Source organism: Peribacillus kribbensis DSM 17871 (assembly GCF_000430765.1).
GTDB lineage: Bacteria > Bacillota > Bacilli > Bacillales > DSM-1321 > Paraperibacillus > Paraperibacillus kribbensis.
The window spans coordinates 202,274-227,637 of record NZ_KE387242.1 but is presented as its reverse complement, the minus strand read 5'-3'; the positions used below and the strand labels follow the sequence as shown (position 1 = coordinate 227,637).

The window sequence follows — 25,364 nt, the reverse complement described above, 5'->3', positions numbered from 1 at the left end:
GAGGTGTTCTCATGCAAATAAAGGATTTTGAGGTCGACCAGAGTTTACGGGAATTAACACCGCACCGGACCGTCGTGCTTCCCGTTGCCTGCTATGAAACCAGGATCAGTGAAAATATTCATGGATACATCCCGCTTCATTGGCATGATGAACTCCAATGGGTCCGGGTCATAAAAGGAGAAGCACTCTTTCAAATTAATGAGGAAAAAGTGCTGGTTGGGGAAAATGAGGGGATTTTTATTAATAGCGGCCGCCTCCATATGGCGGAAGAAAGCAGCCTTTCCGGATGTGTATACATCTGCTTAAATGTTTCTCCTGATTTTGTATTGCCGCAAGAGCTTTATACTACCTATGTAAAACCATATATCCAGGCAACGAATTTATCATACGTTCACGTAAACACAAAGACACCATGGGGGAAAACCATCCTGGATACCGTAACAGACATTCATCAATTGATGAATCAACAGCTCCCATTTTATGAAATCAGCATCACACACAAGCTTACATCCATTTGGCAGCATATCCTCATCAATGGATTTCCGCTTGAGTTCGAACATACGGAAATGCTGAAGAATCAGCGTATGAAGCAAATGCTGCAGTGGATCCACCTGCATTTCGATGAGAAGATCCTGTTAAAGGATATTGCGAAAGAGGGCCAGCTGAGCACCTCAGAGTGCTGCCGGTATTTCAAAAAAATGATAAACCAGACTCCCATGAATTATGTGATCGAATATAGAATTCAAAAAAGCCTGACCCTCCTGCAGCAAGCAGAATTAAGCATTACAGATGCCGCCTATCAAGCAGGGTTTAACAGCACAAGCTATTTTATTGATACATTTCGAAAGATAATGGGAGTCACTCCGTTATCCTATAAAAAGACGCAGAGGGACCAGATGAGTTAGAGGAACTAAATTCCCCCTCGGGTTTTTTATTTTTAATCACTATTGAAGATTTGGAACCTGTTGAAACAAGAATAGATATTCTCTGAATATCTAGATTCATTTATTGCTATATGTGTTATGATTTAAGGAAGATTGGTGAAAATGTGAAAAGGGCTATTGGACTACTGATTATTTCACAGACATTTTTATTCGGGATTATCGCTTACTATCTAAATACGATTTCTGTCTCCATATTCACCTTAGCATCTGTCTCTAAAAAGTTAGGTACAGGTGTATCCTTTGGCTGGAATGACAATCTTACTACTAAAGTCTACATACTCCTGGCAATTGTTTCGATCATCGGTTTGTACTTAGTCTTCTCCAAGCAAGATCACAAGCAGTCCTAACCAACTGCTTTTTTTTATTTATAAAAAAACAAGACCCATGAGGATCTTGTTTCTCAGCTTAATAGTCGTAACGGACAGATGCTAGTACCCAGTTGCCTGCCTTTCATAGTTAATCTGGTCTTATCCATGTAGGCTTTTTCGATTTGTTCCCAGGTGAATCCCAGCATTTCACCAAGACCAATCAATAGTCTGTATACATTTTCTTAACCATCATAAAAAGGAATTTACTGTATAGCAATTTTGAAATAGGGAGTCGTTCATAATTCTAATCTCAGTAAATAGTGAAGTGAACTGTTCGGTTAATGCTTTTTTCCTTGATTGGTGCCACCCAGCACAGTTATCAAATCATAGGTCTACAGCTGTCCATTCAACCACCTCTCCATCATACCCTTCACCTTACATTTTACCGCAGAACCCTTCATTGCTGATGTCAGTTCCGCAAACATAACAAACGGCAGCATTTAGGCATCATTTAAATAATTTTTCTCCATACAAGCCTAGTCCTCCAAGGTGTACAACTCATACTTTATAAATGTTAATTAAAGTACACAAAGAGGTGATTCCTTGTCGGAAAATGAGCAAAACATAGAAGTAAGCATTATTATGCCCTCATATAATAAGTATCCTCTAAATCTGTTCAGTCTCTATTCACTCGAAAATCAGACCTTTGACCATTCCAAAATGGAAGTAATTTTTATTGATGATGCATCTACAGATCAAACGCAGGAAGAACTGCAAAGCTATCGGCCACCTTTTCATTATAGATATATTCGAAATGAACAAAATCTGGGCAGAGCAAAGGTTCGAAATTTAGGCATTCAATCCTCAAGAGGCAAGATTCTTATTTTTTTGGATGCGGAAATGCTATGTGAACCTGATTTTGTCAGGAATCACTATATGGGGCATCAAGAAAATGAAAAATCCATTCTTACTGGTATTATGCACTCCGAAAATATTATTACGTGTATCTATCCGGAAAACCGAACGTCAATTCTTCCGAAAATTGTATCCAAAAAAAGCAAAAAGCTTAAGAGAAGACTTAAAAAATATGATCCATCCGGACATTCTCCCTTTCCGATTTTAAAAAAGTCCGATATCCCAAACCAATCTTATAAAGACTGGATAGTAAGGGGTGAATCCTGGTATCAAAACATCACGCAAAGGTATGGGCAGGATTTAACCGGATTCCAATTTCCCTGGATGGCTTTCTTAACTGGAAATGTTTCAATATCCAAGAATTTTATTGTTGAAGCAGGCTTATTTGATGAAGAGTTTATTAAATATGGCTATGAGGACTGGGAATTAGGATATCGCTTATATAAACTGGGCGGACAATTCTTCGCAAGAGACAATTTGGCAACTTATCATCAGGAACATTCCATTGGAGAAAACAAAAGAATGGAAGCAATAGAAAATTTTGCTCTATTTCTATCCAAGCACCCGGATATTGATGTGATGATACTCGGCCTGGAACTTGCACGCATAACGGATTTATATACAATGAATAAAATTCTTTATGAATATAAACGCCTGACCCAAAACCGGGCATTCAAAAATTTCCAGGTGCGATTTGCAGCCATCTTGGAGGCGATTAACCTTATGCTACAGATCGATGTAAGGCATATTAGTATTTTGAAAGCTGCCGGATACGGAACAGCCGAAAAAGAAAAGCTGGCCAAAAACTTTAAAAGAATGAAGAGCACTGGAGATTACCCGAATCTATGCGGATTGATCAATGATTTGTTCAAAAACTAAGGCATTAAAGGGTGATTTTAGAATGATTTCGGTTATTACATGTACCATCAGAGATGACTTTATGGAAAATGTATTTCAAAATTTTATCCAACAGAGCTTTGCTTTGAAGGAATTAATTATTGTATTAAATAAGGATGATATGAATCTGGACAAATGGAAAGAAAGGGCAGACAAACATCCCAATATTAGAATCTATCAGCTTCATGAAAATGCCACGCTTGGAGATTGCCTGAATTTTGGTATCCTGAAGTCTAATTATGAAATCATCGCTAAATTTGATGATGATGACTATTATGGACCTGACTATTTAAGAAATGCTTTTGCGGCCTTTGATAATAAAGACGTGATGATTGCCGGCAAAAGTTCTTATCATATTTACTTTAAGAAAAATAAGGCGCTGGTTTTTATACCAGGAGAAGCTAAAAATTTTTCAGACTCGGTATCCGGGGCAACCCTGATATTCAGAAAGGAAATCTTTAATAAGATCCGGTTTGAAAAGACCAATCGTGCTGAGGATTATTTTTTCCTTGATCAGGCTAAAAAGCTGGGGTATACCATTTATTCTCTCGACCCCTATGACTTCGCCGTCATCAGGCATGATACAGATCGACATTCTTGGAAGATCTCTGATAAAGAGTTAATGCAATGGGGAGAACTGCTCACATATACCGATGACTTTGTAAAATTGATTTCCAGTGAAAGCAAAAAGAAAAAAAGGATAAAGAAGAAACGCGCTTTGTAAACCAAATACGATGAACAGGGCGTCCTTTTTGGCTGTTAACATACAGTTATATATCATAGAAGGCGCTTTTTCCTGTCTCTTGTTTATTCATAATCATAATCTTTTACCATCTTCCACTGCCACCCTGAACAGATTTAAACTGTACTCAACAAAAAATCACCATCATATTTTCTTTATAAGGAACCTAAAAAAGGGGTGCAGCCTTTGTTGACGAAACTTAAAGTTGGTTTACGCCCGCTTGTCAGTAAGATCAATTTGCCTACTGTTTTGAAAACAGCCATCCTTCCTGGCGAATCAATGGAAAGATTATTTATGGCGACACAGGCTGGAGAGATTTTTTACTTAGGAGACGGATGTATAAAAACATTCTTGGATATTCGCCCGCAGATTATCAAACTGGGTGCCACAAGGGGCGGATATGATGAACGGGGTTTGCTGGGGCTCGCATTTCACCCCGACTTTTCGAATAACGGACTGTTTTATCTTCATTATTCAGCAGCTGGAACGCAGGGTCCCGGTGCTTTATCAGAACGTTTTAAGCCGGATTCATGTCATCCGGAAACTCTGCATCTAAAATGGATGAACAGGGAAACTCACTATGATCATATAGATACAGTGGAAGAGTGGATGCTTCAAACGGATTCCCCTCCCCGCAAACGGCGGACTCTGCTGAATCTGCGAAGACCCTTTTTCAATCATAATGGAGTGAACAGCTTAAACTTCTCACCTGAATCCGGCAGGCTTATTTTAACAACCGGGGATGGCGGCGCAGGCTATGATCCTTTTAATTTAAGTCAGGATGATCTTGAAATCGCCGGCAAGATCATTGAAATTGATGTAAATAAAAGTGTCTCCATCCCTCATCTGCCTGCAGCCACCCGTTTTGATGAGCTTCCCGGCCTCCTTCAGGAAACGCTCACCGTCATGGCAAAAGGGGTCCGCAATATACCGGGAATTTCCTTTCAAGCTCTTCACCATTCGTATATCAAATATGCGGGGAATGTGGGGCAGGATCTGGCAGAATCCATTTTCTCCTTCGTGCAGTATAAACCGGTTCCAGTTTCCCGTCTTGTGCAGGCTTCCCGCCTGAATGACACGGAAAAAGAAGAAATAACCAATCTTGGCTGGCGGGGATGGGAAGGCCCGATTCCTGCTTCAACGATAAAGGATTGTTCCGAAAATCCTTCATTAGATGAGAATATCCTGGCTTATTATCATGAGGCTGTCAATCTTTCCACCAGCCGGCTTCAGCCTTTAACCTGGTATTTCCATAGAGATTCCCGCCCAGATAAGTTTGAAGGAACTGCTCTAACAGGAGTTCAGCCTTATATGGGGAGAGCCATTCCCCACTTATCGGGAAGTGTGGTATTTACAGACCTTTTAAGGAATCAAGAATCCCAGGCTCCTGCCAGAGGGGTGATCGCATACAGCAGAATAAGACCTGATGGAGGGCCAAATGAATACAGTGTAATAGAAATCGATGATCCATTCGGATCTCAATCGGCCTATTTTGTCAGTTTGGGAGCGAATTCCAATCAGACTAGACTCTTTTTAGGGGTATATGGATCAATGAAAGTGACTGATTGCAATCAAGGAATGATTTACGAGATTGTTTCTGTTTAATTTCTGTATCCAGAATGCGGCATATCTGGGAGACATGTCTCTTTTTTGGGGGGGCAAATCCGGCAAGCAATTGTAAAACTACACTTTTCTAAGACTTCGCCCGATATAACCGTTTCTTCAGCATGGCGATCACTCTTTTCCCAATCATCAGCCAGATCCCGCTGTATAAAATAGAAGAAAGCAATAAAATCATGAAAGCTTTGGGTGAAAGCACGGACTTTATATCCGGACCAAGCAACGGAAACCCCAGTACATGTAAAACAAAGAAGATGCCTGCGGTCAGGCTTGCTGCTCCGGCTGATAAGATATAAAGTCTATGGCTAGTCAATTTGAATGCAATGCCAAGCGTCAGGCCCAATAATCCTGTGGTAAATGGATATACAAACAGTTCACTGGGCTGGATGATAAGCAATAATCCTATTCCTATGAGATACGTCAGAATTGCTGTCTGAAGTGACAAAGCACCTGCCAACATTATCGGAAGCGACGCTGCCATACTGAAGGCATAGCCTGCTCCTCCCAGCGCTCCGGCTGATTGAAGAAGAGCGGCCATCCCTCCCAGGAAAGCTCCAAGTACCACCATTTGTGCCTTTGATTTGATGACAATGGGCAGAATATAGATTCCTTCCCGGGTGCCTAATACCTGCAGAAGCCTTTTTTTCCTGATGGTGATCTCCCCCTCTATACGCGTTAAACAGGATGTTTATATAATATAGATATAGGCACCATTTCAAGCATGTATTCCTGTAATAATAAATGGCGGGTGGTTTTATCATGGATAATCGGCCAGGTGATTTCCATGATTTCTTTGATGCCTCAGATAGAGCTAACTGTTCAGATATGGAAAAAGCACTGACCGCCTGCTGATTCGCCAGGATCAGATAGTGAAGATCCCGCCAGACACCTGTTCCTCCGCCCAAGAAGTCCTTCAGATTGGCCAGGCCTTCCTCCATCTTGCTTACGGCAAATCCCGCAGCCATATTTATCGGGCTCGGTTTCCTCCCGATGATCTCAAAGAGGTCCATCACACTTTTCATGTGATTTTCCTGGGTCAGACTCATTTTTTTAACAGCTTCCCTTATATGAGGCTCCTGAATGCGCAGGGCTGTGTTTTTCACGAGGCTGGATAGATAATTCTGCACAGCCAGTACACCTTCCAGCCATTCTTCTATAGAATCGATATATCTTTTCCAGCTGTCTGAATCCAATTCAAGCAAGATGATTTCTTTTTGTTCTTCTTCACTGTTCATCTTCTAATCTAGCACTTACATTTTCAATTAGTGTCCTAATAACAGGAGGTGAGTTCTGTAAAGATTTTAACAGCCCCAATAAAAAAACGAACACCCCTATAAAAGGTGTCCGCTTCGAAACTCATCCCCAAATCTCTTTGGAAATATCCACAATATATTTCAGCTTGGCCCACTGCTCTTCCTCGGTCAGGATATTTCCATGATGCGTAGAAGCAAAGCCGCATTGAGGGCTGATGCATAATTGCTCTAATGGCACATATGCTGCTGCTTCCTCTACCCTTGCTTTAATATTTTCCTTGTCTTCTAAACTGCCGAATTTGGAAGTGAAGACACCCAGTACGACTAGAGGGCCGCCATTTGGTATGAACTCAAGAGGCTCAAAGTCACCAGAACGGTCATCATCGTATTCCAAGAAAAATCCATTTACTTTTTCTTTGGCGAATAAGGTTGGCGCGATCTTAGCGTAACTGCCTTCAAATGCCCACTTGGAACGATAATTTCCGCGGCAGAGATGTGTGGTTACAATTAGATCTTCCGGTTTGTCTTCCAATACTCCATTTGCCACCCGCAAAGCTAAGTCTATTAATTCTTCACGGGAATAGCCGCTGTCATTGAATGGGATTTCAGGGGAGTTCAGACCGGCAATGTATACATCATCCAATTGAAGGTAACGGCAGCCTGCATCGTAAAAGGCCTTGATGGCATCTCTGTACGTTTGGATGACATCCTTTGTGTATTCCTCAAGGTCCGGATAGATCTCCAGGTTCCGGATGCCGGCATTAAATAATTGGTTTGGGCTCGGGATGGTTTGTTTGGCCACAGCCCGGTCCCCGACAATTTCTTTGAATTCGATAAACTCCTTGATATGAGGATGATTTGGGTTAAAGGAAATTTTTCCGGTCACACGCACATCGTATCGTTCGGTCTCTTCTCCCTTGAACGCAAATCCATGATCAGGAACATATCCTTCTACTCCATTCAGATGTTCAAGGAAATCGGTATGCCAGAATCTGCGGCGGAATTCTCCATCTGTCACAGCTTGAAGTCCAACTTCGATTTGCTTATCAACGATTTTTTTAATTTCTTCTGTTTCGATTGTATGTAATTCTTGTGCAGTAATCTGGCCTTCCTGGCATTTCTTTCTTGCCGAATGAATTCTCTCCGGCCGAAGCAGACTTCCTACGTGATCTGCTCTGAATGGTGCTTTAACTCTTGTCTGTACCATCAATAACTCCCCCTATTTCTTTAGGTGCCTCTAAAGAAGCCCTTTCCGTAATGTAAGGTAAGTGTAGCACGGGGAAATCATTATAATGTAACACCTAAAATCTATTCCTTGTTATAGCCTATAGCTATAACTGACCTAATTCTTCTTTAATGGATTCATGTAAATACTGGATATAAATATTGGCCAGCGTACTGTTCGTCACATTTTTATGAGTAATATAGCCCACATTGATCCGTTCGTCCACCTTCAAGGGAACCGCTATGATGTCTTTGCTGTTTAATTTATGGCTGATTACGCCTGTTGAAATGGTATAGCCATTCAGCCCGATTAAGAGATTGAATAATGTGGCCCGGTCCGTCACCCGGATATTCTTCGGCCTGGAAAGAGTGCTGAGAATTTCCTCGGAAAAGTAGAACGAATTATAATCTCCCTGCTCATAGGAAAGATAGGGATAAGGATCCAAATCGGATAAGGTGACATATTCCTTTTTTGCAAGCGGGTTGGCCGAGCTGATAAAAATGTGCGGACTCGCCTCAAACAGCTCATGAAACTCCAAACTTCCTTCTCGTAAAAACTTTTGAATCACCTTTTTATTAAATTCATTGACGTATAAAATCCCGATTTCACTCCGCAGATTTTTGACATCATCAATGATTTCATACGTCTTCGTTTCGCGGAAAGTGAATTCATATTCCTCTCGATCATAGTCTTTTAACAGCCGGACAAAGGCACTTACCGCAAATGCATAATGCTGGGCAGAAACAGAGAAATTTTGCTGCAGTGATCGTGCCTTGGAATAGCGGTTCTCAAGCAGCTCTGTCTGCTCCACTACCTGCCTTGCGTATCCCAGGAACTCGGAACCTTCAGAAGTCATCACAATTCCTTTATTCGTCCGTGAAAAGATGGTGATCCCGATTTCCTCTTCTAATTCCTTTAAGGCATTGGAAAGGCTTGGCTGGCTGATGAACAATTTCTGTGCAGCCTTGTTGATGGAGCGGCTTCTTGCTACCTCGATCACATATTTTAGTTGTTGTAATGTCATTTTTCATTTCCTTTTCTATATAGTTATAATTTTGAATTATACAGAAATTTCTTTATTAGTTATATAAGTATTCATTTGAAGTCAAGCAATCTAGTAATTCACCATTGTTAAATATTGGATCATCAGCTAAAATTGTATTAGGAAAAAATCCCTATTACGGAGTGGTAATATGTACTGCAGCAATTGTGGTGGTTCCATCACACAAAGGTCAAAATTCTGCCAATCATGCGGTCACAAGGGCCAGCACAAATCAAACAAGTTTCTCTTTTCGGTAATTGCGTGTCTCTTGGCAGCCTGCTTAGGGGTTTTCTTATACCTTGGTGGGTTATTTAAGGAACAGAAACCTGACAATCAAACACATAAGACTAAACAAGAGGTAAAGCCCCAAGTGGCAATTGACAAAAAAACAGAGCCGATAAAGGCACCTGTAACTTCTGCCAAGCCTGTACCTAAAGAAAGAGAAAAGCCTCCTAAAGATGTTTCAAAAATCATTGAGGATTCACTTCCTAAGGTTTTTACGATATTCAGCGACCTTGGGCAGGGTTCGGGATTCCTAATCAATGACAAAGGAGATGTATTAACCAATGCACATGTTGTAGAAGGGAATGTTACGGTTACTTTAGAAAATAACGAAGGAGAAGAATTCCAAGGGACCGTTATTGGTTACAGCAACGATGTGGATATTGCACTCATCAGGGTTAATTCTTTAGCTGGAAAGGCACCATTTACACTTGAAACGTCCAAAGAGTCCAAATTAGGTGATGAGGTCATTGCACTGGGAAGTCCTAGAGGGTTTGAGAACACCGCTACCCTGGGGAATATCAGCGGAGTCAACAGGTCCTTTGTTATAGAACCTCATACGTATGAGGGAATTTACCAGATTTCGGCTCCCATCGCACCCGGAAGCAGCGGAGGTCCCCTGCTCGATAAAAATACAGAGAAGGTAATCGCCATCAATTCAGCCCGGTTAAACTCTGAGACGAACATCGGCTTCAGCATCCCCGTTTTCAGGGTGATGGACACCATAAAAAGCTGGGCCGCATCACCGATGAGTGAAAATGAAATCGCTGATTTATTTCATAACGAGGATGGAGCCCTTTTCTATCAGGATTTATATGGAAATGACTCCTATTTTGATGGCGGATCTTATAGTGATGAATATAATAATGAATATCAAGAATATGACGATGATCCTTCTGCAGGAACAGGCGATGAGTATAATGAACAATTGCCTGCAGAAGATTCTCCCGCAGGAACAGGCGATGAGTATAATGATCAATTGCCTGCAGAAGATCCTTCCGCAGGAACAGGCGATGAGTATAATGATCAATTGCCTGCAGAAGATCCTCCCGCAGGAACAGGCGATGAGTATAATGATCAATTGCCTGCAGAAGATCCTTATGGAGGATCTTCTGATGATAGTGATTATATCCAGGAAGATCCAGCCTTTGAGGAGCCTCCTACATCTGCAGATGAGCAAAACGTCGATGAATCTGTTGTGAATCCCTCCGAGGAAGAGCAAAATCCTGAAAATGATGCTACAGAAACTGGAGACTCTCAACAAAACGGAACCGAGGGAAGTACGGAAAACAATCCAACTCAGTAAATAAAATGAGCCTATTCTTGAATAGTAACAAAAAAGACGGTTCCATTTCATTTATGGGCTGTCTTTTTGAGTTGTATGATACCTTTCAAAAAGCGAATCCCTTGACATCATCAACTACACGGGCTGTTGCTGTCTTATTTTTAAAGCAGTCACTGAGGAATGTGTAGCAAAATATAGGCAATAGCGATGCTTTTTTAATGTGCCTTTTCTTATTATGCTTTATTCCTGATGGACATGACTGCAGCTTACCCTACTTAAGCTAATACTTGACAACCTAAAACACGCCATTCTCATTGGGAGAATTCTCAGGTATAGGCTGCCCTACATCCCACAATTCGACAATTACATCATTTTGGAAGCGGAACAGGTGGACTACGGCTGCCCCCCTGTCATCTAGATTTTGTTTTACATGGGAGTGCACCGCAACCATATCTCCCTCCTCGATTGCATGTTTGACTTCAAAGACTTTGTGAGGATTCTTGGCCGCATTCTCTTCCATTGCGAGAATAAGTGAATCAGCATCTCCAGTGAAGAATGGATTATGATGAATGAAATCAGGGCTGGTGTATGTACGGTATGCATCTCGCACATCACCCGATGCAGCCATCTGTAAAAACGCGGCGGCTTTTTCTTTTAAGGAAGTGTTCACTGTTAATCATCCTTTCTTTTTTAATGCTGGCTGTATAAGCTTTATTGTTGCCCTTCGTCCTTCCCGGCTCCACGAAATGATAAACGGTGAAAGGCATTGATAGAAACAAAGAGTTCCTCACCAGTCACCCTGGCATGATCGTCATGAAGAGGCAGGTACATGGCATGATAGGGTTCCGGCACCCAGATGTAGTGATGGACATACTCTGTGAGAATAAACCCGCAGGATTGCCAAAAAGAGATACGCCTCCTGTTTTCTGGTGTGTTCTCGGACTCCGCTTCTATTGCTATTTTTTGAAATCCTTCGGCTGCTGCCCTATGCCGGAGATATTCTACAAAATCCCTCCCAATCCCCCGGCCGCGCTTTTTTTCCGATACGGCCAAATAGTCGATGATCATAACATGGTGAGATGTCAGCTTCCCGGTCAGGGCCATCGCCACCGCTTGCTGCTCCATGTATCCTACATGAAGCTCGGCCATTTTTTGTGCAAACATATGCTGGATGATTGGAAGAGGCTTGGCCCCCTTTTTCCCAAAAGCCTCGAAATAAAGAGAGCTGGCATCCCGCCAAAGCTCTTCGTCCCAGTTTCCGGCCGTTATGATTTTCATCGTGGTGTCTCCCATCTATCTTGTTGTTCTTAGTTTACCCATGCTAAAAGAGACCAGTCCTGCAGCATTACACGTATATTAAATAAAGGATCCCCACTAAGATGATTCTATAAATCGCAAATGGAAATAGTCCAATCCGGTTAATCAGCTTCAAGAAAAAGCGGATTGAAATGAGAGCAAATAGAAAGGCACTGATAAAACCTACTATAAAATACGGGAGAGTATCCAGACTAAAATACTGCCAATTTTTCAATAAGGAGAGAGCGCTTGCCCCTGCCATGATGGGGACCGCCATAATGAAAGTGAAGTCTGCTGCCGCACGGTGGCTGAGCCCGAGCAATACTCCCCCTGAAATGGTGGAACCCGAACGGGAAAAGCCCGGCCAAAGGGAAAAGCATTGAAAGATCCCAATGAGGACCGCCTGCTTATATGTAATCTGATCAACTGTTTTCACCCTCGGACATCCCGGTTTAAAGAGTTCTGCCACAATCATGAGCAGGGCTCCGGCCCCTAAGCTGAAGATGACCGTGCCGGCAGAAAACAGGTGCTCGTCTATGTAATCTTCATATAATATGCCAAGCACCCCAGCCGGCACCAGCCCCGCGATCACTTTCGGCACGGTGAGCCGGCTTCTAGACGATCCGGCCGCATGCCTTCTCCTTAAACCAAGCATGCTGATGAATTTCTCTTTGAAAACCACAACCACCGCCAGAATGGAACCAAGCTGAATGACCACTTTGAACGTATTGGCTCCATACTTGGTCAGAAAATGGCCGGATTTCAGCCACATATCATCCACAAGGATCATATGACCTGTTGAGGAAACAGGGATAAATTCCGTTAATCCTTCCACCATCCCGAGGATGATGGCTTTAAGCAGAGGTATAATTTCCATGGGAGAGCTCCTTCATCCCAGCTTCTCTCACCGAAATAATTTCAATGTCTGTACAATAAAAGTGCAAACTTTCATCTTCGTAATCAATCACTTCATATTTTTTGTTTTCCCATCCTCTGTCTCCTATATCATACATTTCAATGGACATTTGATGGAAGATGCCGCCGCTTTCAAACTTAATGCTATTTGGATGGGTGAAGCGGAAGCGGGCTATATATTCCCGTGCTTGATCCCGGATCACAAAATCGACGTCAAGTACACAACTGTCCTGGAAAGATTGATTTTGATAATGCAAAAAGAAACCATGGATCGACTCGATTTTCTGAAATGAAAAATCTTTCATTGTCTCTGTTAATAGACTTATATTTTTAATCAATTAAAGTCACTCCTTACTTTTTGATATATTCCCCTTAATCTGTTTTAAGGACGCTACAATCAGAAAGCTGACAATCACCAATAAGAACCATGAGCTTACCTTTCCAAAATCAACGAGACTCCAGGCATGGGCTTGATTTGGATATTTCCATGCCCCAAAAAACGTTGCGATATTTTCCGCAATCCAGATAAAAAACCCGATAAGCACAAACGAGAGTGCGAGCGGCATACGATAAGGGATACCTCCCACCTCGAAGACCACCCATGTTTTCCAAAAGAGAATTAATACTAGGACGGTTAACCACCAGCGGATATCCACCCAATAATGATGGGTGAAAAAATTCAAATAAATCGCAGCGGCAAGTGAGGCTGCCATCCAAAACGGCGGCCACTTGATCAGTTCAACCCTGAGTCTCCGCCATGCCTGACACAGATAACTCGCAACGCTTGCATACATGAATCCGCTATACAAAGGCACTCCAAAGATCTTAGAATACCCTTCCTCCGGATACGACCAGGAGCCCAAATGCGTCTTGAATAGTTCAAGGGCAATTCCAATCAGGTGGAACAGTTTAATGACTTTCAGTTCATCCACCGTCTCAAGCCCCGAACGCACCATCCATCCCTGCATCAGGATGAACATGATGAGCAGCCAGTCATATCGCGGCAGGAAAGGAAACGGGAAGACTTGCGTAATGGCCAGAGAAGCAAAAATCACAACGGGAAACACACAGGACAGCGCCTGTTCCCAGCCAAAATGAAAGAGCTGTTTGACCGCCCCTTCCATCTGTACTTTTTTCCGGGACTCATCATGGATTATTACATTCATAATTACCACCCCTATCACTAGCTTCTTGGTTCAGATTCTAAGAGGTCTCATCGCTTCTGTATTCCAGAATATCTCCCGGCTGACAGTCCAGCGCCTTGCATATGGCCTCCAACGTGGAAAAACGGATGGCTTTCGCCTTGCCATTTTTTAAAATCGAAAGGTTTGCCATTGTGATTCCAACTCTCTCCGAAAGCTCGGTTACACTCATTTTCCTCTTGGCCAGCATCACATCGATATTGATTATAATTGCCATAATATCCACCTCAGACCGTCAGATCATTTTCTGATTTTATCGTAATCGCATCCAGCAGCAGCCTCTGGAGAACAGCAGCAAAGACGGCAATCACGATGGATGCAAAAATGATGATCAAGCCAATCAGGATGATCCCCGGTGCGTTGTCCTTCTCCGCGATGAGATAGAACATGGGCATTCCGGCCGCCATCAGTCCGCTGATGATGACTGCACAGTATTTGATACTTCTTAGTGCCTTTACCGATAATTCCGAGAATGCATCGTTTCGGTCAATAAAGCGTAAAAGCTTGAATGCCTGAAACAAAGCGGAGTAAAAAGGGATGGCCGCAGCATACAAATCAGCCAAAATAAAATACTTTAAAAAAGCCATATCCGGATACAATTTTGCTGTAAACTTCCCGATCTCCGGCACCACAAAAACACACAAAGCAAGAACCGGCAGCCCGATGATCACCACAGCGATTCGTAAAAAGAGTGTTGAACCAAATCTCATAAAAGCACCCCGTATTTTTATTATCCATTTGAATTTAACAGATTATTTATTGATAATCAATAAATAATTTATGTTTATTATTAAATTTTTATTGTAAATTGAATTTTACGCATTAAAAAGGCTGCCTTATTGGCAGCCTGTGTGGCTTATTGATTTGAACACCAGCGGAAGGACCGGGAAGACAATACGATTGAAACCACTTCATACTACATAAAATAATGACACTCTCCCAATTGTCCCAGATAGGCGATTTGTTCCACGTTTCTCTTAATAGATCGATGACATCATAGAGAGGCAATACCTTTTCGGCATATTGCAGGATTTGGCATGAATTCCAAAGGACTGAAGACCAGCACTTTATTATAAGGGCTGCATGATAATACAGTCCTGCATTTCATTTTTTGGGCGTACTCTCGTTCTAGTGGCGGCGCCTTATAAACCAGCTCATAATAATTAAAGGGAGAAATTCCCCTTAATTCGTAATTCTATGAAAATAGGGCTGAAATAAAGAGAGATATTCCCTCTATCACCCTAAAAATAATGAAAATGGGGGCTTTTTCCTTCCTTAACGGTAAAAACTCCCCTTATATTCACCTCAAACAAGCTCCATCATGGGTTTAAGGGGAATTTTTCCCCTTATTTTCTACTATGGGTAATCGAATGAAGACTAGGACTTTATTTAAAAACCTATTTTCATACAATAAAAAAATACTTGCCAATTTACGATGGCAAGTTTTACTTTTTTATCATTTCCAATAATGTTCAATGATCATCATAGGCCAGTCCACAGGAACAGCGTTTTTCCCCGAATAAAAGCTGATATGCTGCCGGGAATTCCTGGTTTACCCGCTGCACCTCGCGTGCGAATTCCTTACTATCCTTCGGTACTCTAGGCAGTGCGTCCGCTTTTTCCTGGGTATCAATATTCGCTCCAGGCGGTACGAATCTATTCCGGGCAATCCGGACGCCATTGGTTACGACGGCATTATAAGAAATGAAAGAACCTTTTCCGACGATGGCATTATAAACGATAGCATTGAAGCCAACAAATACCTTATCTTCTATCAAACAAGGTCCATGAACAAGAGCTCCGTGCGCAAGGGAAACTTCATTCCCAAGGAAGATCGAATATTTTTTCCTTCCCACTTTAAACCTTCTATTCAAGAGGCCGTGTAAGATGACTCCATCCTGTATATTGGTATTACTCCCTATATAAAATGGAGTGCCTTCATCCGCACGGATACTGACATTGGGAGCGACAAAAACATTGTTTCTAATTATTACATCGCCTATTACACTGGAAAATGGACTGATAAAAGCAGTTTTATCAATCTTTGGAAAACGCTGCACTGGATTGAATGAAGTAATAGGGTTGGGGCTGATAAATGGTTTAAAACAGCTGGATTGTTTTCGGGACATATAGCTTTGTCCTTTTTTTCCTCCCATATGATCACCTTCTTTATAATCTGCTGGTACATCATCAGGATATGCAGAAAGCATGCTGAGGATTGGACTAGTTCTAATCTGTACAAACTCTTGCGATATACACAGTTGGATATAAAAAAAGACCGCCGAAGCAGCCCTATTCATCTTTGGTGATGTACTTCCTCCCCGGCGAAAACCACCCTATTAAAGCAATCCCCGCCAAGACTCCATAAAAAATCAGGGTCCATAAGGTACTATGTGGAAATTCATGCTCCAGAACTCCGATTTCTTCATGGGCAAGAGTGATGACGGCAAGCTTCACACCGACCCACGCAACTATGGCATAGGCCGTGGTTTCCAGGGCCGGCCGCTTTCCCAGGAGCCGGACAAACCAGGCTGCAGCAAACTTAATCAAAACAAGTCCGGCAATTCCTCCAAGGAGGACCACAATAAACTGCCCTCCATCCATGCCGCCAAAATGCTTAAGCGGTGAATCTGGAAGGCCAAGGGCCAGGGCCACCGCCGCCAGAATTGAATCGATGGCGAAAGCCAGATCCGCCAAAGCTATTTTGCCCACGGTCGGCCAGAAGCCCTTTCCAGCCCCGGCCTTTTTGTCTTCCTTATGATCTGTATCTTTTCCGAATCTGGCTTGAATGACATGCTTTAAGCCTAAATAGAGAAGATACGCTGCCCCTGCTGCCTGGATCTGCCAGACATTCGCGATAAAGGAAATAGCAAACAAAGCCCCGAACCTGAATACGAACGCCATGATAATTCCATAATTGATTGATTTCTTTTTCTCATGTTCAGGTAAATGTTTTGCAATAACGGCCAGTACAAGGGCATTGTCAGCCGACAGCAGTCCCTCTAATCCAATGAGGATGAGCAAAGTCCAGGCGTACTCGAGCCAGATGGATTCCATCTTATTCCCCCTTAACCCCCTATACATATGATCATGAGAAAAATTCCTTGCGGTGTGATGCGGATATTTATTCTCTGACACAGTTTATGTTGGATAAGTGAAAATCATCAAAATAAAAAGGACCCGATTTGGTCCTTTGTGTGTACGATTAATCATTCAATCCTTTTCCATCGAGAATCTGTTCAACATATTTTTCAACTCTTGACACTCGGGTTTTGGATTGTTTTGGCTGCGAAAAGTAATACAAATATGCTTTTTGCCGGCCGGGCGTCAGTGCTTCAAATGCCGTTTTCAAATCAGGCATTTCAGCGAATTTGCTTTCTAATTCCTCTGGAATGCTGTATTCTGTATGCTTTTTAAATTCTACCTTCAAACCGGCTTTTTCCACTTCAATGGCCTCCTGTATATAAGCTTTCAGGGTGTCTTCCATCTCAGCGATCTGCCGGGCATTCCTGAACCGAATCTGGCGCGCGGCCTGTACATTTTCTGTTTGCTGAATGAGAATTCCCTCGGGATCCTTCATCAGGGATCCTTTATGGAATAAGAGGGCGCAGTACTCTTTAAATCCATGAATTAAGACAATATTTTTCTTCTCTAAAGTGTAACAGGGATGCATCCACTTAAAATCCTCTGTCAGACCGGTGTCAATAATAATCCCTCTCAGCATTTCATACTCATCTTTCCACTTTTTCGCTTTATCCATAAATGCATCCACTTTGGGATTTAATTTGTTGTTTGTCATCCGGGACCACTCCTTCTACCAACCATTCTAACCCTTTTTATGATTGTTTGTTTTTCCTGATTGTACCATTGTTTTTGCCTTGAGATTAAAATTATAGTGATATAAATTCTCCAAATCAATCAGCATAAAACATAGGAAAGGAAAAACAATATATCTAAAGAAAAGTTAGCAATATAAGGAGAAGCAAAATGCCCGGTTATTTAGAAATCATCATCCGAACCCTCACTGCATTTATCCTCTTATGGATCTATATCCGTTACTTAGGCAAACAGGTCATCTCTCAAAAGGCCAATCATTTTTATATCGCTTCAATTACCATGGGAACCATTGCTGGAAATTTAGCCTTTAATATACGGGTCAAAATCATCTACTTTATCATTTCTTTTGTACTTATGGGAACGATTGTCTTTGTCCTCAACAAATTAGCAGCTAAATATACGAATATCAGACAATGGATAGCTGGGAAGCCTTATATTTTGATAAAAAATGGAGTCATTGACGAAGAAGTTCTCGAGAAAATAAGCTATACCATGGATTCATTAATGGCGGGTCTAAGGGGAAAGGATGTATTCAATGTTCATGAAGTAGAAGTTGCTGTTCTAGAAATTGATGGCTCTTTATCTGTGCTCAAGAAAAAGGAAGAACCTGATACGGTAAGGAACCGCCTGGGGGATGCCAATGATGCCCGAATGCAGCTTCCCTGTGAAGTGCTGATGGAAGGAAGAATTCTGCATGATAACCTGACGAAGGAATATGGGGAGCAATGGCTGCTTGACGAAATTTCTAGCAAAGACCTGTGTATCAGTGACATTTTCTATGGCGTAATCAATTCAAAAGGAAACTTATGCCTCTCTCTGTATTCAGAATCTCATTTAAAATAACCATCTAGTCTGTAGACCAAACTTCTTGCTTCAAACTCCGGTTTTGGTCTTGAGACCCCTTCTCAGAACCCGTTTCCTCTCTTAAGTCCGAGTTTTGGTCTTGAGATACCTTCTCAGAACCCGTTTCCTCTCTTAAGTCCGAGTTTTGGTCTTGAGATACCTTCTCTGGATCCAATTTCATTGTCCAGGCACATGTTTAGGTTTTGAGAGGGCTGCCAGGCAGCCCGGTCCTTTCAGTAAAAGAACTCATTGCACCTCCCTTAATCCCTTCCCCTCGAGCATCTCCTGGACCCCTTCCTCACAAACTCCATAGGATCTCCAGGAGCAGGAATCACAAACACTCTGTATGTCTGCGGGCACCATATCTCTTTGGATGTGAAATTCAATGTCCTTCCATCTCAGCATTTGTCCGATTCTTAACCCTAATTTCCGCAGGATCACTGCATCCCTTTTGTAAATGATATCGTTTTGGCAATGATATTCCCCCGTGTGTGGGAACTTTTCACACAAATGATCGGGACCCTTTACAAGTAAAACCCACTTCTCCGGGTTTTCTCGCAAGGTCTGGTGCACCAGGGTCATATTTTCCACATATTCCTTGGAATAGCCCATTCCCCGATAGCCCAAAAGACAAAGCAGATGATGCCCCCGTAATTTGTACACAATGATCCCCCGCTTAAATCAATTATTTGTTAACCATTAACTTAAAATAGTTAACATTTCCCTTATGATAACACAGCTGCCAATCGGTGTGTTTTTATTTAGATTTATAAAAAAAGAGCAGCCAGTAAAAACTGATTACTCTATTTATATGCAAGGCTTCTATATCATTAGATATGGTCCGACTAGATACTATGAAATAAAACCTTTATCACCGAAAAGTAAAAGAACCTTTCAAAGAGATTGATGTCAAACAGTTTTATCACTTTTAGACGCTGTTTATCCTTTTTAAGAATCCGCTCAAACCCACTCTATTCCGTGTTCCCTTATGAAGTCAATATCTTTTTGATAATGCTCAAGATGTCCTTCCTCAATCATCTTTTGAAAAGCAGGGTCGCCTTCATTTGCTTTTCTAGTCATGGTTTTGCATAGTCCTTCCAATCTGTTCAGCACCATCTCCAGCCAATTTTCCTGCATTCCCCCGCCATAAGCTTCGAAAAATAATCGAACTCTTTCTTTCCTTCTGCCGGCAAGCTCTGAAGAATCGCAGCCCGAATGAGATAGGGAATACCTGCTCAAAGGAACACAGGTATAAAGGGTGTAGGCGATGTCCCACAGCCTTGGACCAGGAGCAGCGACATCAAAGTCAATGATGCCGACTGGCCTCTCATTTTTAAAGATAATATTGTAGATGGCAAAATCGTTATGACATAGCACCTCAAATGGATGGGGAGTATGATCTAACGGCTTCCAGCCGGCTTCCCAAGACAAATCGCTTACTGAATCATGATAGCGGCGAAGCATCCCTGCGATTTCTTTTAATACATCATTTGACCACATATATTCTTTTAAAGGATAGTTTCCGGCTTCTCCTTCAATAAAAGACAAGATTTCCCGACCCTTTTCATCAATCCCCAGGAACTTTGGGGAATAGCTGAACCCTTTGTCCTCAAGGTGCTTTAATAGTTTATGAATTCTTGAACTGCCAGCTTTAATCTCCCGCCGAACAGTATTTCCCAAGCGGGTAACTATAGAGACATTCCCTCCTGTGAGCCGTTCTTCGTTTTCATGACCTGCCATTCTGCAGTTCCTCCTTTTACTTTCTCAATCAGCCAATCATGATCTTTATTCCATAAATAAACAGGGCAATAGGAAGAAGGATAAAAAAACCATTTAGTATCTGTAAAAGAAAAAGCAGCGATTTGGATCTGCCGTTCAGGAATTTTCTAATATATAAGAAGGAAATGAATCCAAATACAGGCGTGGACAAGCCCCATGCGCCCCCATAATTGGGTTCGGAAGCATCGATCAGCTCCTCCAACAAACATGCAAAGAAAATAGTATTTAAAACCAGCAGCAGCAAAGGAAAAAGCAAAATGAATTTTTTGAAAATAATAATAAGAAGACCTCCCTATCTTTCTCCGGAAAGCGTATTAGAACAAGGTATCAACGAAGAAGGGCAGCAATACCTCCCACGATAGCCGTTGAAAAAATAAAATATCCCCTGCTTACTTTTATATTTTTTATCTTTTAATGCAAAATGAAAAAGATTCCGTAACAGCGCATTTAAAATCACCATTATGATGAGAATCGGAAATGTTCACCCATTTTAAACCGTATAAGTAGAATGGAAGGAAAACTAAATGGAAGGATAATAAATCGCTTAACGAGGAAAACGTATTCTTTCTGTTTGCCCATTTTATAAAATGTTGAGTGCAGTCTTTTCATTCCCCCCTAAAATACTAACTGACGTTTGCAGTCCTTTTATAACCCAGATACCTTGTTCCCCGGAATTTCAGCTCTCCCTGATCCCCTTCAGCGAGCATCCCATATTCAAGATCTTTCACCTGGAATTCCATTCGATCACCATTCTCCATCTCGAATGTAACAAAATAATGAGTGTACGCACTTGTTTCACCACCCCCGTGTACTTCTGATCGTTTTGCCACAATTCTGGCTTTTGCCACGGTTTCCGGACTATTATTGTTTTTATTCCATTGGGAAATCCCTTTTATGATTGTGAAGAGTATCGCGCCAATTACAAATACAAAAAAAATACCAATAAGAATGGGCAATATCTGAAACATAAAATCAAATGATTGTTCCTCCGGCATATCATAACCCCCCCAACTGTGTTTTTCCTTATTTTAACATTAATTACAACATCTAAAAGCATTTTTTTGAAAACCCCGGCTCTGAATCAGATGATGCGAGTTTCCAGGCCGGGGAATTTGTATTTCGGAATCAATTTATTTAATGATCCCTAACATCACCGGTGAATCATGTTCATCACAAGATAAAAAATAATAATTTTCTCGATCGCCGGCTGTTTTAGATAAACTCGAACAGCTGTATTTCTTACTCTTTTGTTTTCCATGTTTACTGTGCGTGTTTTCTTCAGTGACTTGTATAAAATAGTCTCCATCATACTGAAGCTGGCGGATCACAGAGTCACCCTCTTTTGTAAAATTGACAAGGGTCACTTTATCTTTCTTAGAAAGCACAACATTGGAATAAAAATCTCTTAGTTTATTCTTATTCACTGTTTGATCCAATTCAAAAACCACATCATTTTTGCCTGGCTCATACTCCGCCTTTTGGGATAAGCTGCATCCAGTTAGCAGACATAAAGCGAATAGGAGAATCATTGAATACTTCATTTCATTCTATTACACTTGTGTATGCATCATTTATTTAACAATTATTCACTTTAAAATAGGCTGTTTTCGCAGCCTTTGTTGCTTTGGAACAAAAAGCTGATTTCCGCTCCAGGATGCTCGCTTTCCGCGGGGCGGGCGGTGAGCATCCTCAGCTGCGCCTGCGGGGTCCCGCACCTTACGCTCCAATCAACCTGTTTAATAATGGGATTGGCTTTCAGACTCTTTAAAAAAACAACAATCTTTTAGAAAAGAGCCTTCAAATTACACGCACACCAAAAAGGCATTCCAAATAGCTGGAATGCCTTTTACATTATGGATTCAAACAGATTAATAAACTTTGACCACCCTAGCCGCGCTCACCGCTTTCTTCGCATCCTTCGCGGTCACATAAACTTCAGTGCCTTTACGCTGTTTTGGGATCGTAACTTTAAAGCTTCCGTTAGTGCCTGCCTTGGCACTGTAGGTGCGGGTACCAATTTTTACATAGACCAGGACGCTGCCTTCTGTCTTACCCGTGACAGAAGCGGACGTTGGTTTCACTGCATACACAACCGGCATATTGGGTGCGATCCGGGATACGGTGAGGGAACGGGACACGCTCACTTTCCCTGCCCCATCCTTTACACTGACCGAAACTTTACTGCCGCTGTTTTGTATCGGAATGCCGATTTTGAAATTGCCGCTCGCATCGGCCTTTCCAGAGTAGGTTTTGCCGGCTGACACAGCAGATACCAGCCCATACTTTTCTGCTTTCCCCGTGATTGCGGCTGATTTATTGTGTATCCCATTCACCGCAGGTATGTTGGGCGCCACTCTCGCCACATTGACTCTTACTTCTTTACTTTGAAGTTTTGCTGCATCTTTTGCCGTAATAGAAATCGCTGTTCCACTATTTTGGATTGGTATTCCAACCGAGAAATTACCGGCTCCGTCTGCAACTTTTGTATACAGAGAGTTTCCTATTTTAACCGTCACAGACGCTTTGGGCTCGGTTTTCCCGATAATCGCAGCAGTCATGTTGGTAACGGTTTGAACGATCGGCTGAGCTGGCGGAGTCACATCTTTCACGATCAGGCTGACTGGCCCGCTTTCGACGATTTCATCCTCCGAGTACACAAGAATCTGGGTGCCAGCGCGCTGCTTTGGAAAGGAAATGCTAAAAGAACCATCCTTACTTGCAAAACCGCTTCCCAGAGTATTCCCGTTCTGAGTAACAAGGACTCTGGAATTGGGAACGGCTCTTCCTGATACCAAGATCGATTGATCGGTTATTCCATTTACGGCTGGAGCAGGCAGCGGATTCCCTACACTGATTGTATAATCCTTTACTGCCTCATTGCCCGCTGCATCTTTGGCTTCGATTCGAAGCTTATAGGTTCCATTGGCGAGCCCTGTTGTATCCCATTCGCCGAGTTCGGATGTAGTCTGCGTTCCAGAGCTTATCATCTTCCAGATGCCAGGAGAGTGTCCATCTTCGAATGAAACTGAGTACTGGGTTAACCTAAAATCTGAAATCGTTCCCTGCAGCTTGATTTTCCCCTTGATCACATGTCCATCGGCAGGGGAAGCAAGCGAGATGAATGGGACAGCAGAATCGATTAAGGTAAGCTCCTTGGATAAACGGTCTCCAAAATATCCATCGTTTTGGTTATACATCTGCCATGTTACCTCAGACGTGCCAAGCGGCATATCATCAGGCAGACGGAACACAAATTCCTTGATGTCCCCCGGACGGATCACCTCTTTTCCATCCAGCTCCACAGAAAATGGACCGGCCTTTAACGTATATCCGGAGTCCTTTGTCCATGGCTCGTTCCCCATATTCTTCAAGGCAATTTTCAATGTGGGACTCCAATTATTATAAGGGCCGAATGGAATTGAGGATTGGACTAAAACAGAATCGAGCTTTTTCCTGGCCGTTACCCGTAACGGCGCAGAATAATCGGAATATCCGCCATCATACACGCTCTTCACGGAAAAATCATACTCTTCCCTTGCAGCTAATTCGTTCTCTGGGATCGTGATACGGTTCGAGTCGGTTGCCCCCGCGTATTTTACTTGCCCTCCAGGTCTGCTTAATTGATACATATACCTGACGCCCTGAATGCCGGTAACAGGATCCCAGGATAGCGTAAAATTGGAAAGCAGTTCACTGGATGCTTTGACATTCCGCGGGATGTCCGGCTGTGAGGTTTTTGGCATTTTTACGGAACGAACATCAGACAGGTCTGTCTCGCCATAGTCATTATAGGCGGAAACCTTGAAGTAATAGGAATCTGGCTGACTCGTGCTGTCACCATTCAAACGGTAGACCTTACCGGGTTCATCCGATAGCTCTGTGCCTGTTCCATCCTTTTTAAGGGAATAGTCACCGCTTGTTATCTGCTGATTCGTCGGCCATATATTTTTGCCAAGAGATGTCCATGATGTCTCCTGGCCTTCGTAAATCTTTTCATATCCCGTACCATTGTACATATACATTCGGTAGCCTTTAGCCCCTGTAACGGAAGTCCATTGCAGCTTTACCGTGCCCTGGCTGGAATTCGGCTGGTGCCCGTATGTAATGGCCGTTGGGGCTTCCGGTTTAGGAGAATACTTCACCTGCAGGACCGGCATATTTGTAAGAGCAGCTGATAATTTATCAAAAACCCGCAAACTCCCGGAATCATCCACATGCGCAGCCCTTATGGCAATCCCATGGTCACTGGAGGGATTCTTATACCATTGGGAAACGAGGTCCGAAACATCCCAGATAAACCATCCGCTCTCTGTTCCCTTCATCTTGGTCTTTACTGCTGCTGGTATTTCAGAAATATCAGGCTTGTCTGCCCATGTAAGCCTCTCCACTGACCACGGCTCCAGCACTTTGTAGATAGCGTATTGCTCATTTTGGCCATATGAATCACAATAATAACAGTCGATATCGTTTCCCTGTTCATGCAGTCTCAGCTGCGCCCAGACCAAAAGACCTCCATCCAAAGGGTGAAGAGACTTTCCAAACTTCATGTAGGTTTCATAGCCGCCTGATGAATCATTTCCCACCTTCATTTCATTTTCCATGGAATGATTGGCGTTCGGCTCATTTTCTGCAGCATAGGAGATCATTCCGCTCTTAAGATCCACATTTTGTTTTTGCTCCCATTTAAGAGTTCCCTGATTCCATGAAAACAAAGGATATGGATAGTACTCCATAGTCTGTGAGAGATCATAATTTTTATAAGGGCGTGAAAACTCATCCACACTCGGTTGATCCGCGGCAGAGATCGATTCTGCAAATAGGGTCCACATTAAGATAGGCGCGATCAAGATACAAGTTATTCTTCTCGTTATTCTTTTCATTATTACCTCTTATTCAGGAATATTTTAATATAATAACAAGAATTTACCATGAAAGTCTGAAGTACGATATGATAAGTTTTGATTTTGATCCTTGTAATT

The 25,364-nt window shown here is 42.3% G+C and carries 27 protein-coding genes; 8 read left to right on the top strand and 19 right to left on the bottom strand.

Annotation, left to right across the window (positions count from 1 at the left end; genetic code table 11):
- Positions 1-11: 11 nt before the first annotated feature.
- The 5 genes from H539_RS0123150 (at position 12) to H539_RS0123130 (ending at position 5,411) form a co-directional block, all read left to right on the top strand.
- A complete protein-coding gene (locus H539_RS0123150) occupies positions 12-905 on the top strand; it encodes an AraC family transcriptional regulator (protein ID WP_026695501.1) in 894 nt (297 codons plus the stop codon).
- A gap of 143 nt (positions 906-1,048) precedes the next feature.
- Positions 1,049-1,291 (top strand): hypothetical protein, encoded by a 243-nt coding sequence (locus H539_RS0123145; RefSeq protein WP_026695500.1) that lies wholly within the window; start codon positions 1,049-1,051, stop codon positions 1,289-1,291.
- 564 nt (positions 1,292-1,855) lie between these two features.
- Positions 1,856-3,046, top strand: coding sequence for a glycosyltransferase (locus tag H539_RS0123140; protein ID WP_026695499.1), 1,191 nt, complete (start codon positions 1,856-1,858; stop codon positions 3,044-3,046).
- Between the two features lie 22 nt (positions 3,047-3,068).
- Complete coding sequence (locus tag H539_RS29505; protein ID WP_051348758.1) at positions 3,069-3,788, top strand: glycosyltransferase family 2 protein; 720 nt, start codon at positions 3,069-3,071, stop codon at positions 3,786-3,788.
- 207 nt (positions 3,789-3,995) lie between these two features.
- Positions 3,996-5,411 carry a PQQ-dependent sugar dehydrogenase gene (locus H539_RS0123130; RefSeq protein WP_026695498.1) on the top strand — a complete coding sequence of 472 codons (1,416 nt, stop codon included), beginning with the start codon at positions 3,996-3,998 and terminating at the stop codon, positions 5,409-5,411.
- An 88-nt stretch (positions 5,412-5,499) separates the two neighbouring features.
- On the opposite strand, the gene H539_RS30365 is transcribed toward H539_RS0123130, so the two are convergent.
- The 4 genes from H539_RS30365 to H539_RS0123105 form a co-directional block, all read right to left on the bottom strand.
- Entirely contained in the window at positions 5,500-5,823 is a 324-nt protein-coding gene (locus H539_RS30365; RefSeq protein WP_051348757.1) for a hypothetical protein, read from the bottom strand.
- A complete protein-coding gene (locus H539_RS30360; protein ID WP_051348756.1) occupies positions 5,801-6,661 on the bottom strand; it encodes a hypothetical protein in 861 nt (286 codons plus the stop codon). The genes H539_RS30365 and H539_RS30360 overlap by 23 nt, the downstream gene beginning before the upstream one ends.
- A 121-nt stretch (positions 6,662-6,782) precedes the next feature.
- On the bottom strand, positions 6,783-7,886 hold the full coding sequence (locus H539_RS0123110; RefSeq protein WP_026695495.1) for a 5-methyltetrahydropteroyltriglutamate--homocysteine S-methyltransferase: 1,104 nt from the start codon (positions 7,884-7,886) through the stop codon (positions 6,783-6,785).
- Between the two features lie 124 nt (positions 7,887-8,010).
- Positions 8,011-8,928 carry a LysR family transcriptional regulator gene (locus H539_RS0123105; RefSeq protein ID WP_026695494.1) on the bottom strand — a complete coding sequence of 306 codons (918 nt, stop codon included), beginning with the start codon at positions 8,926-8,928 and terminating at the stop codon, positions 8,011-8,013.
- Between the two features lie 388 nt (positions 8,929-9,316).
- Between H539_RS0123105 and H539_RS29500 the strand changes: the two genes are divergently transcribed.
- On the top strand, positions 9,317-10,534 hold the full coding sequence (locus H539_RS29500; protein ID WP_051348755.1) for a trypsin-like peptidase domain-containing protein: 1,218 nt from the start codon (positions 9,317-9,319) through the stop codon (positions 10,532-10,534).
- Between the two features lie 274 nt (positions 10,535-10,808).
- Here the strand turns inward: H539_RS29500 and H539_RS0123095 are convergent, their stop codons facing one another.
- The 10 genes from H539_RS0123095 to H539_RS0123050 form a co-directional block, all read right to left on the bottom strand.
- Positions 10,809-11,183, bottom strand: coding sequence for a nuclear transport factor 2 family protein (locus H539_RS0123095; protein WP_026695493.1), 375 nt, complete (start codon positions 11,181-11,183; stop codon positions 10,809-10,811).
- Positions 11,184-11,224: 41 nt separating this feature from the next.
- Positions 11,225-11,791 carry a GNAT family N-acetyltransferase gene (locus tag H539_RS0123090; RefSeq protein ID WP_026695492.1) on the bottom strand — a complete coding sequence of 189 codons (567 nt, stop codon included), beginning with the start codon at positions 11,789-11,791 and terminating at the stop codon, positions 11,225-11,227.
- A 67-nt stretch (positions 11,792-11,858) separates the two neighbouring features.
- Complete coding sequence (locus H539_RS0123085) at positions 11,859-12,686, bottom strand: undecaprenyl-diphosphate phosphatase (RefSeq protein WP_026695491.1); 828 nt, start codon at positions 12,684-12,686, stop codon at positions 11,859-11,861.
- Positions 12,664-13,062, bottom strand: coding sequence for a hypothetical protein (locus H539_RS0123080; RefSeq protein ID WP_026695490.1), 399 nt, complete (start codon positions 13,060-13,062; stop codon positions 12,664-12,666). Before H539_RS0123080 ends, H539_RS0123085 begins: the two co-directional genes overlap by 23 nt.
- 6 nt (positions 13,063-13,068) lie before the next feature.
- The gene (locus H539_RS0123075; RefSeq protein ID WP_035323825.1) at positions 13,069-13,890 is read right to left on the bottom strand and encodes a DUF817 domain-containing protein; all 822 of its coding nucleotides are present in this window, start codon (positions 13,888-13,890) and stop codon (positions 13,069-13,071) included.
- Positions 13,891-13,927: 37 nt separating this feature from the next.
- The gene (locus H539_RS0123070) at positions 13,928-14,143 is read right to left on the bottom strand and encodes a helix-turn-helix domain-containing protein (protein WP_026695488.1); all 216 of its coding nucleotides are present in this window, start codon (positions 14,141-14,143) and stop codon (positions 13,928-13,930) included.
- A gap of 10 nt (positions 14,144-14,153) precedes the next feature.
- Entirely contained in the window at positions 14,154-14,636 is a 483-nt protein-coding gene (locus H539_RS0123065) for a DUF2975 domain-containing protein (RefSeq protein ID WP_026695487.1), read from the bottom strand.
- 762 nt (positions 14,637-15,398) lie between these two features.
- Positions 15,399-16,082, bottom strand: a complete 684-nt coding sequence (locus H539_RS0123060) for an LbetaH domain-containing protein (RefSeq protein ID WP_245602245.1) — start codon at positions 16,080-16,082, stop codon at positions 15,399-15,401.
- A gap of 136 nt (positions 16,083-16,218) precedes the next feature.
- Entirely contained in the window at positions 16,219-16,983 is a 765-nt protein-coding gene (locus H539_RS0123055; RefSeq protein ID WP_026695485.1) for a TerC family protein, read from the bottom strand.
- A 148-nt stretch (positions 16,984-17,131) separates the two neighbouring features.
- Positions 17,132-17,725: a YdeI/OmpD-associated family protein gene (locus H539_RS0123050; RefSeq protein WP_026695484.1), complete on the bottom strand. Its 594-nt coding sequence runs from the start codon at positions 17,723-17,725 to the stop codon at positions 17,132-17,134.
- Between the two features lie 188 nt (positions 17,726-17,913).
- On the opposite strand from H539_RS0123050, the gene H539_RS0123045 reads away from it, so the two are divergent.
- A complete protein-coding gene (locus H539_RS0123045; protein WP_026695483.1) occupies positions 17,914-18,606 on the top strand; it encodes a DUF421 domain-containing protein in 693 nt (230 codons plus the stop codon).
- A gap of 246 nt (positions 18,607-18,852) precedes the next feature.
- On the opposite strand, the gene H539_RS0123035 is transcribed toward H539_RS0123045, so the two are convergent.
- The 4 genes from H539_RS0123035 to H539_RS0123015 all read right to left on the bottom strand — a co-directional run bounded on the left by H539_RS0123035 (position 18,853) and on the right by H539_RS0123015 (position 21,926).
- Positions 18,853-19,269, bottom strand: coding sequence for a DUF1284 domain-containing protein (locus tag H539_RS0123035; protein WP_026695482.1), 417 nt, complete (start codon positions 19,267-19,269; stop codon positions 18,853-18,855).
- Positions 19,270-19,566: 297 nt separating this feature from the next.
- On the bottom strand, positions 19,567-20,346 hold the full coding sequence (locus H539_RS0123030; RefSeq protein ID WP_026695481.1) for a phosphotransferase: 780 nt from the start codon (positions 20,344-20,346) through the stop codon (positions 19,567-19,569).
- Positions 20,347-21,008: 662 nt separating this feature from the next.
- Positions 21,009-21,380 carry a DUF2500 domain-containing protein gene (locus H539_RS0123020; RefSeq protein ID WP_026695479.1) on the bottom strand — a complete coding sequence of 124 codons (372 nt, stop codon included), beginning with the start codon at positions 21,378-21,380 and terminating at the stop codon, positions 21,009-21,011.
- 135 nt (positions 21,381-21,515) lie between these two features.
- Positions 21,516-21,926, bottom strand: coding sequence for a DUF4362 domain-containing protein (locus H539_RS0123015; protein ID WP_081416000.1), 411 nt, complete (start codon positions 21,924-21,926; stop codon positions 21,516-21,518).
- Positions 21,927-22,009: 83 nt separating this feature from the next.
- Between H539_RS0123015 and H539_RS31785 the strand changes: the two genes are divergently transcribed.
- Positions 22,010-22,153 carry a hypothetical protein gene (locus H539_RS31785; RefSeq protein WP_155890220.1) on the top strand — a complete coding sequence of 48 codons (144 nt, stop codon included), beginning with the start codon at positions 22,010-22,012 and terminating at the stop codon, positions 22,151-22,153.
- A gap of 100 nt (positions 22,154-22,253) precedes the next feature.
- Here the strand turns inward: H539_RS31785 and H539_RS0123005 are convergent, their stop codons facing one another.
- On the bottom strand, positions 22,254-25,265 hold the full coding sequence (locus H539_RS0123005; RefSeq protein ID WP_026695477.1) for an Ig-like domain-containing protein: 3,012 nt from the start codon (positions 25,263-25,265) through the stop codon (positions 22,254-22,256).
- Positions 25,266-25,364: the final 99 nt, after the last annotated feature.

Excerpts from the sequence above, each read along its gene's own strand:
- H539_RS0123150 (WP_026695501.1), top strand. The coding sequence starts at position 12 with ATGCAAATAAAGGATTTTGAGGTCGACCAGAGTTTACGGGAATTAACA.
- H539_RS29505 (WP_051348758.1), top strand. The coding sequence starts at position 3,069 with ATGATTTCGGTTATTACATGTACCATCAGAGATGACTTTATGGAAAAT.
- H539_RS30360 (WP_051348756.1), bottom strand. The coding sequence starts at position 6,661 with ATGAACAGTGAAGAAGAACAAAAAGAAATCATCTTGCTTGAATTGGAT.
- H539_RS0123110 (WP_026695495.1), bottom strand. The coding sequence starts at position 7,886 with ATGGTACAGACAAGAGTTAAAGCACCATTCAGAGCAGATCACGTAGGA.
- H539_RS0123105 (WP_026695494.1), bottom strand. The coding sequence starts at position 8,928 with ATGACATTACAACAACTAAAATATGTGATCGAGGTAGCAAGAAGCCGC.
- H539_RS0123090 (WP_026695492.1), bottom strand. The coding sequence starts at position 11,791 with ATGAAAATCATAACGGCCGGAAACTGGGACGAAGAGCTTTGGCGGGAT.
- H539_RS0123085 (WP_026695491.1), bottom strand. The coding sequence starts at position 12,686 with ATGGAAATTATACCTCTGCTTAAAGCCATCATCCTCGGGATGGTGGAA.
- H539_RS0123075 (WP_035323825.1), bottom strand. The coding sequence starts at position 13,890 with ATGAATGTAATAATCCATGATGAGTCCCGGAAAAAAGTACAGATGGAA.
- H539_RS0123070 (WP_026695488.1), bottom strand. The coding sequence starts at position 14,143 with ATGGCAATTATAATCAATATCGATGTGATGCTGGCCAAGAGGAAAATG.
- H539_RS0123065 (WP_026695487.1), bottom strand. The coding sequence starts at position 14,636 with ATGAGATTTGGTTCAACACTCTTTTTACGAATCGCTGTGGTGATCATC.
- H539_RS0123060 (WP_245602245.1), bottom strand. The coding sequence starts at position 16,082 with ATGGGAGGAAAAAAAGGACAAAGCTATATGTCCCGAAAACAATCCAGC.
- H539_RS0123055 (WP_026695485.1), bottom strand. The coding sequence starts at position 16,983 with ATGGAATCCATCTGGCTCGAGTACGCCTGGACTTTGCTCATCCTCATT.
- H539_RS0123050 (WP_026695484.1), bottom strand. The coding sequence starts at position 17,725 with ATGACAAACAACAAATTAAATCCCAAAGTGGATGCATTTATGGATAAA.
- H539_RS0123045 (WP_026695483.1), top strand. The coding sequence starts at position 17,914 with ATGCCCGGTTATTTAGAAATCATCATCCGAACCCTCACTGCATTTATC.
- H539_RS0123030 (WP_026695481.1), bottom strand. The coding sequence starts at position 20,346 with ATGGCAGGTCATGAAAACGAAGAACGGCTCACAGGAGGGAATGTCTCT.
- H539_RS0123020 (WP_026695479.1), bottom strand. The coding sequence starts at position 21,380 with ATGCCGGAGGAACAATCATTTGATTTTATGTTTCAGATATTGCCCATT.
- H539_RS0123015 (WP_081416000.1), bottom strand. The coding sequence starts at position 21,926 with ATGAAGTATTCAATGATTCTCCTATTCGCTTTATGTCTGCTAACTGGA.
- H539_RS0123005 (WP_026695477.1), bottom strand. The coding sequence starts at position 25,265 with ATGAAAAGAATAACGAGAAGAATAACTTGTATCTTGATCGCGCCTATC.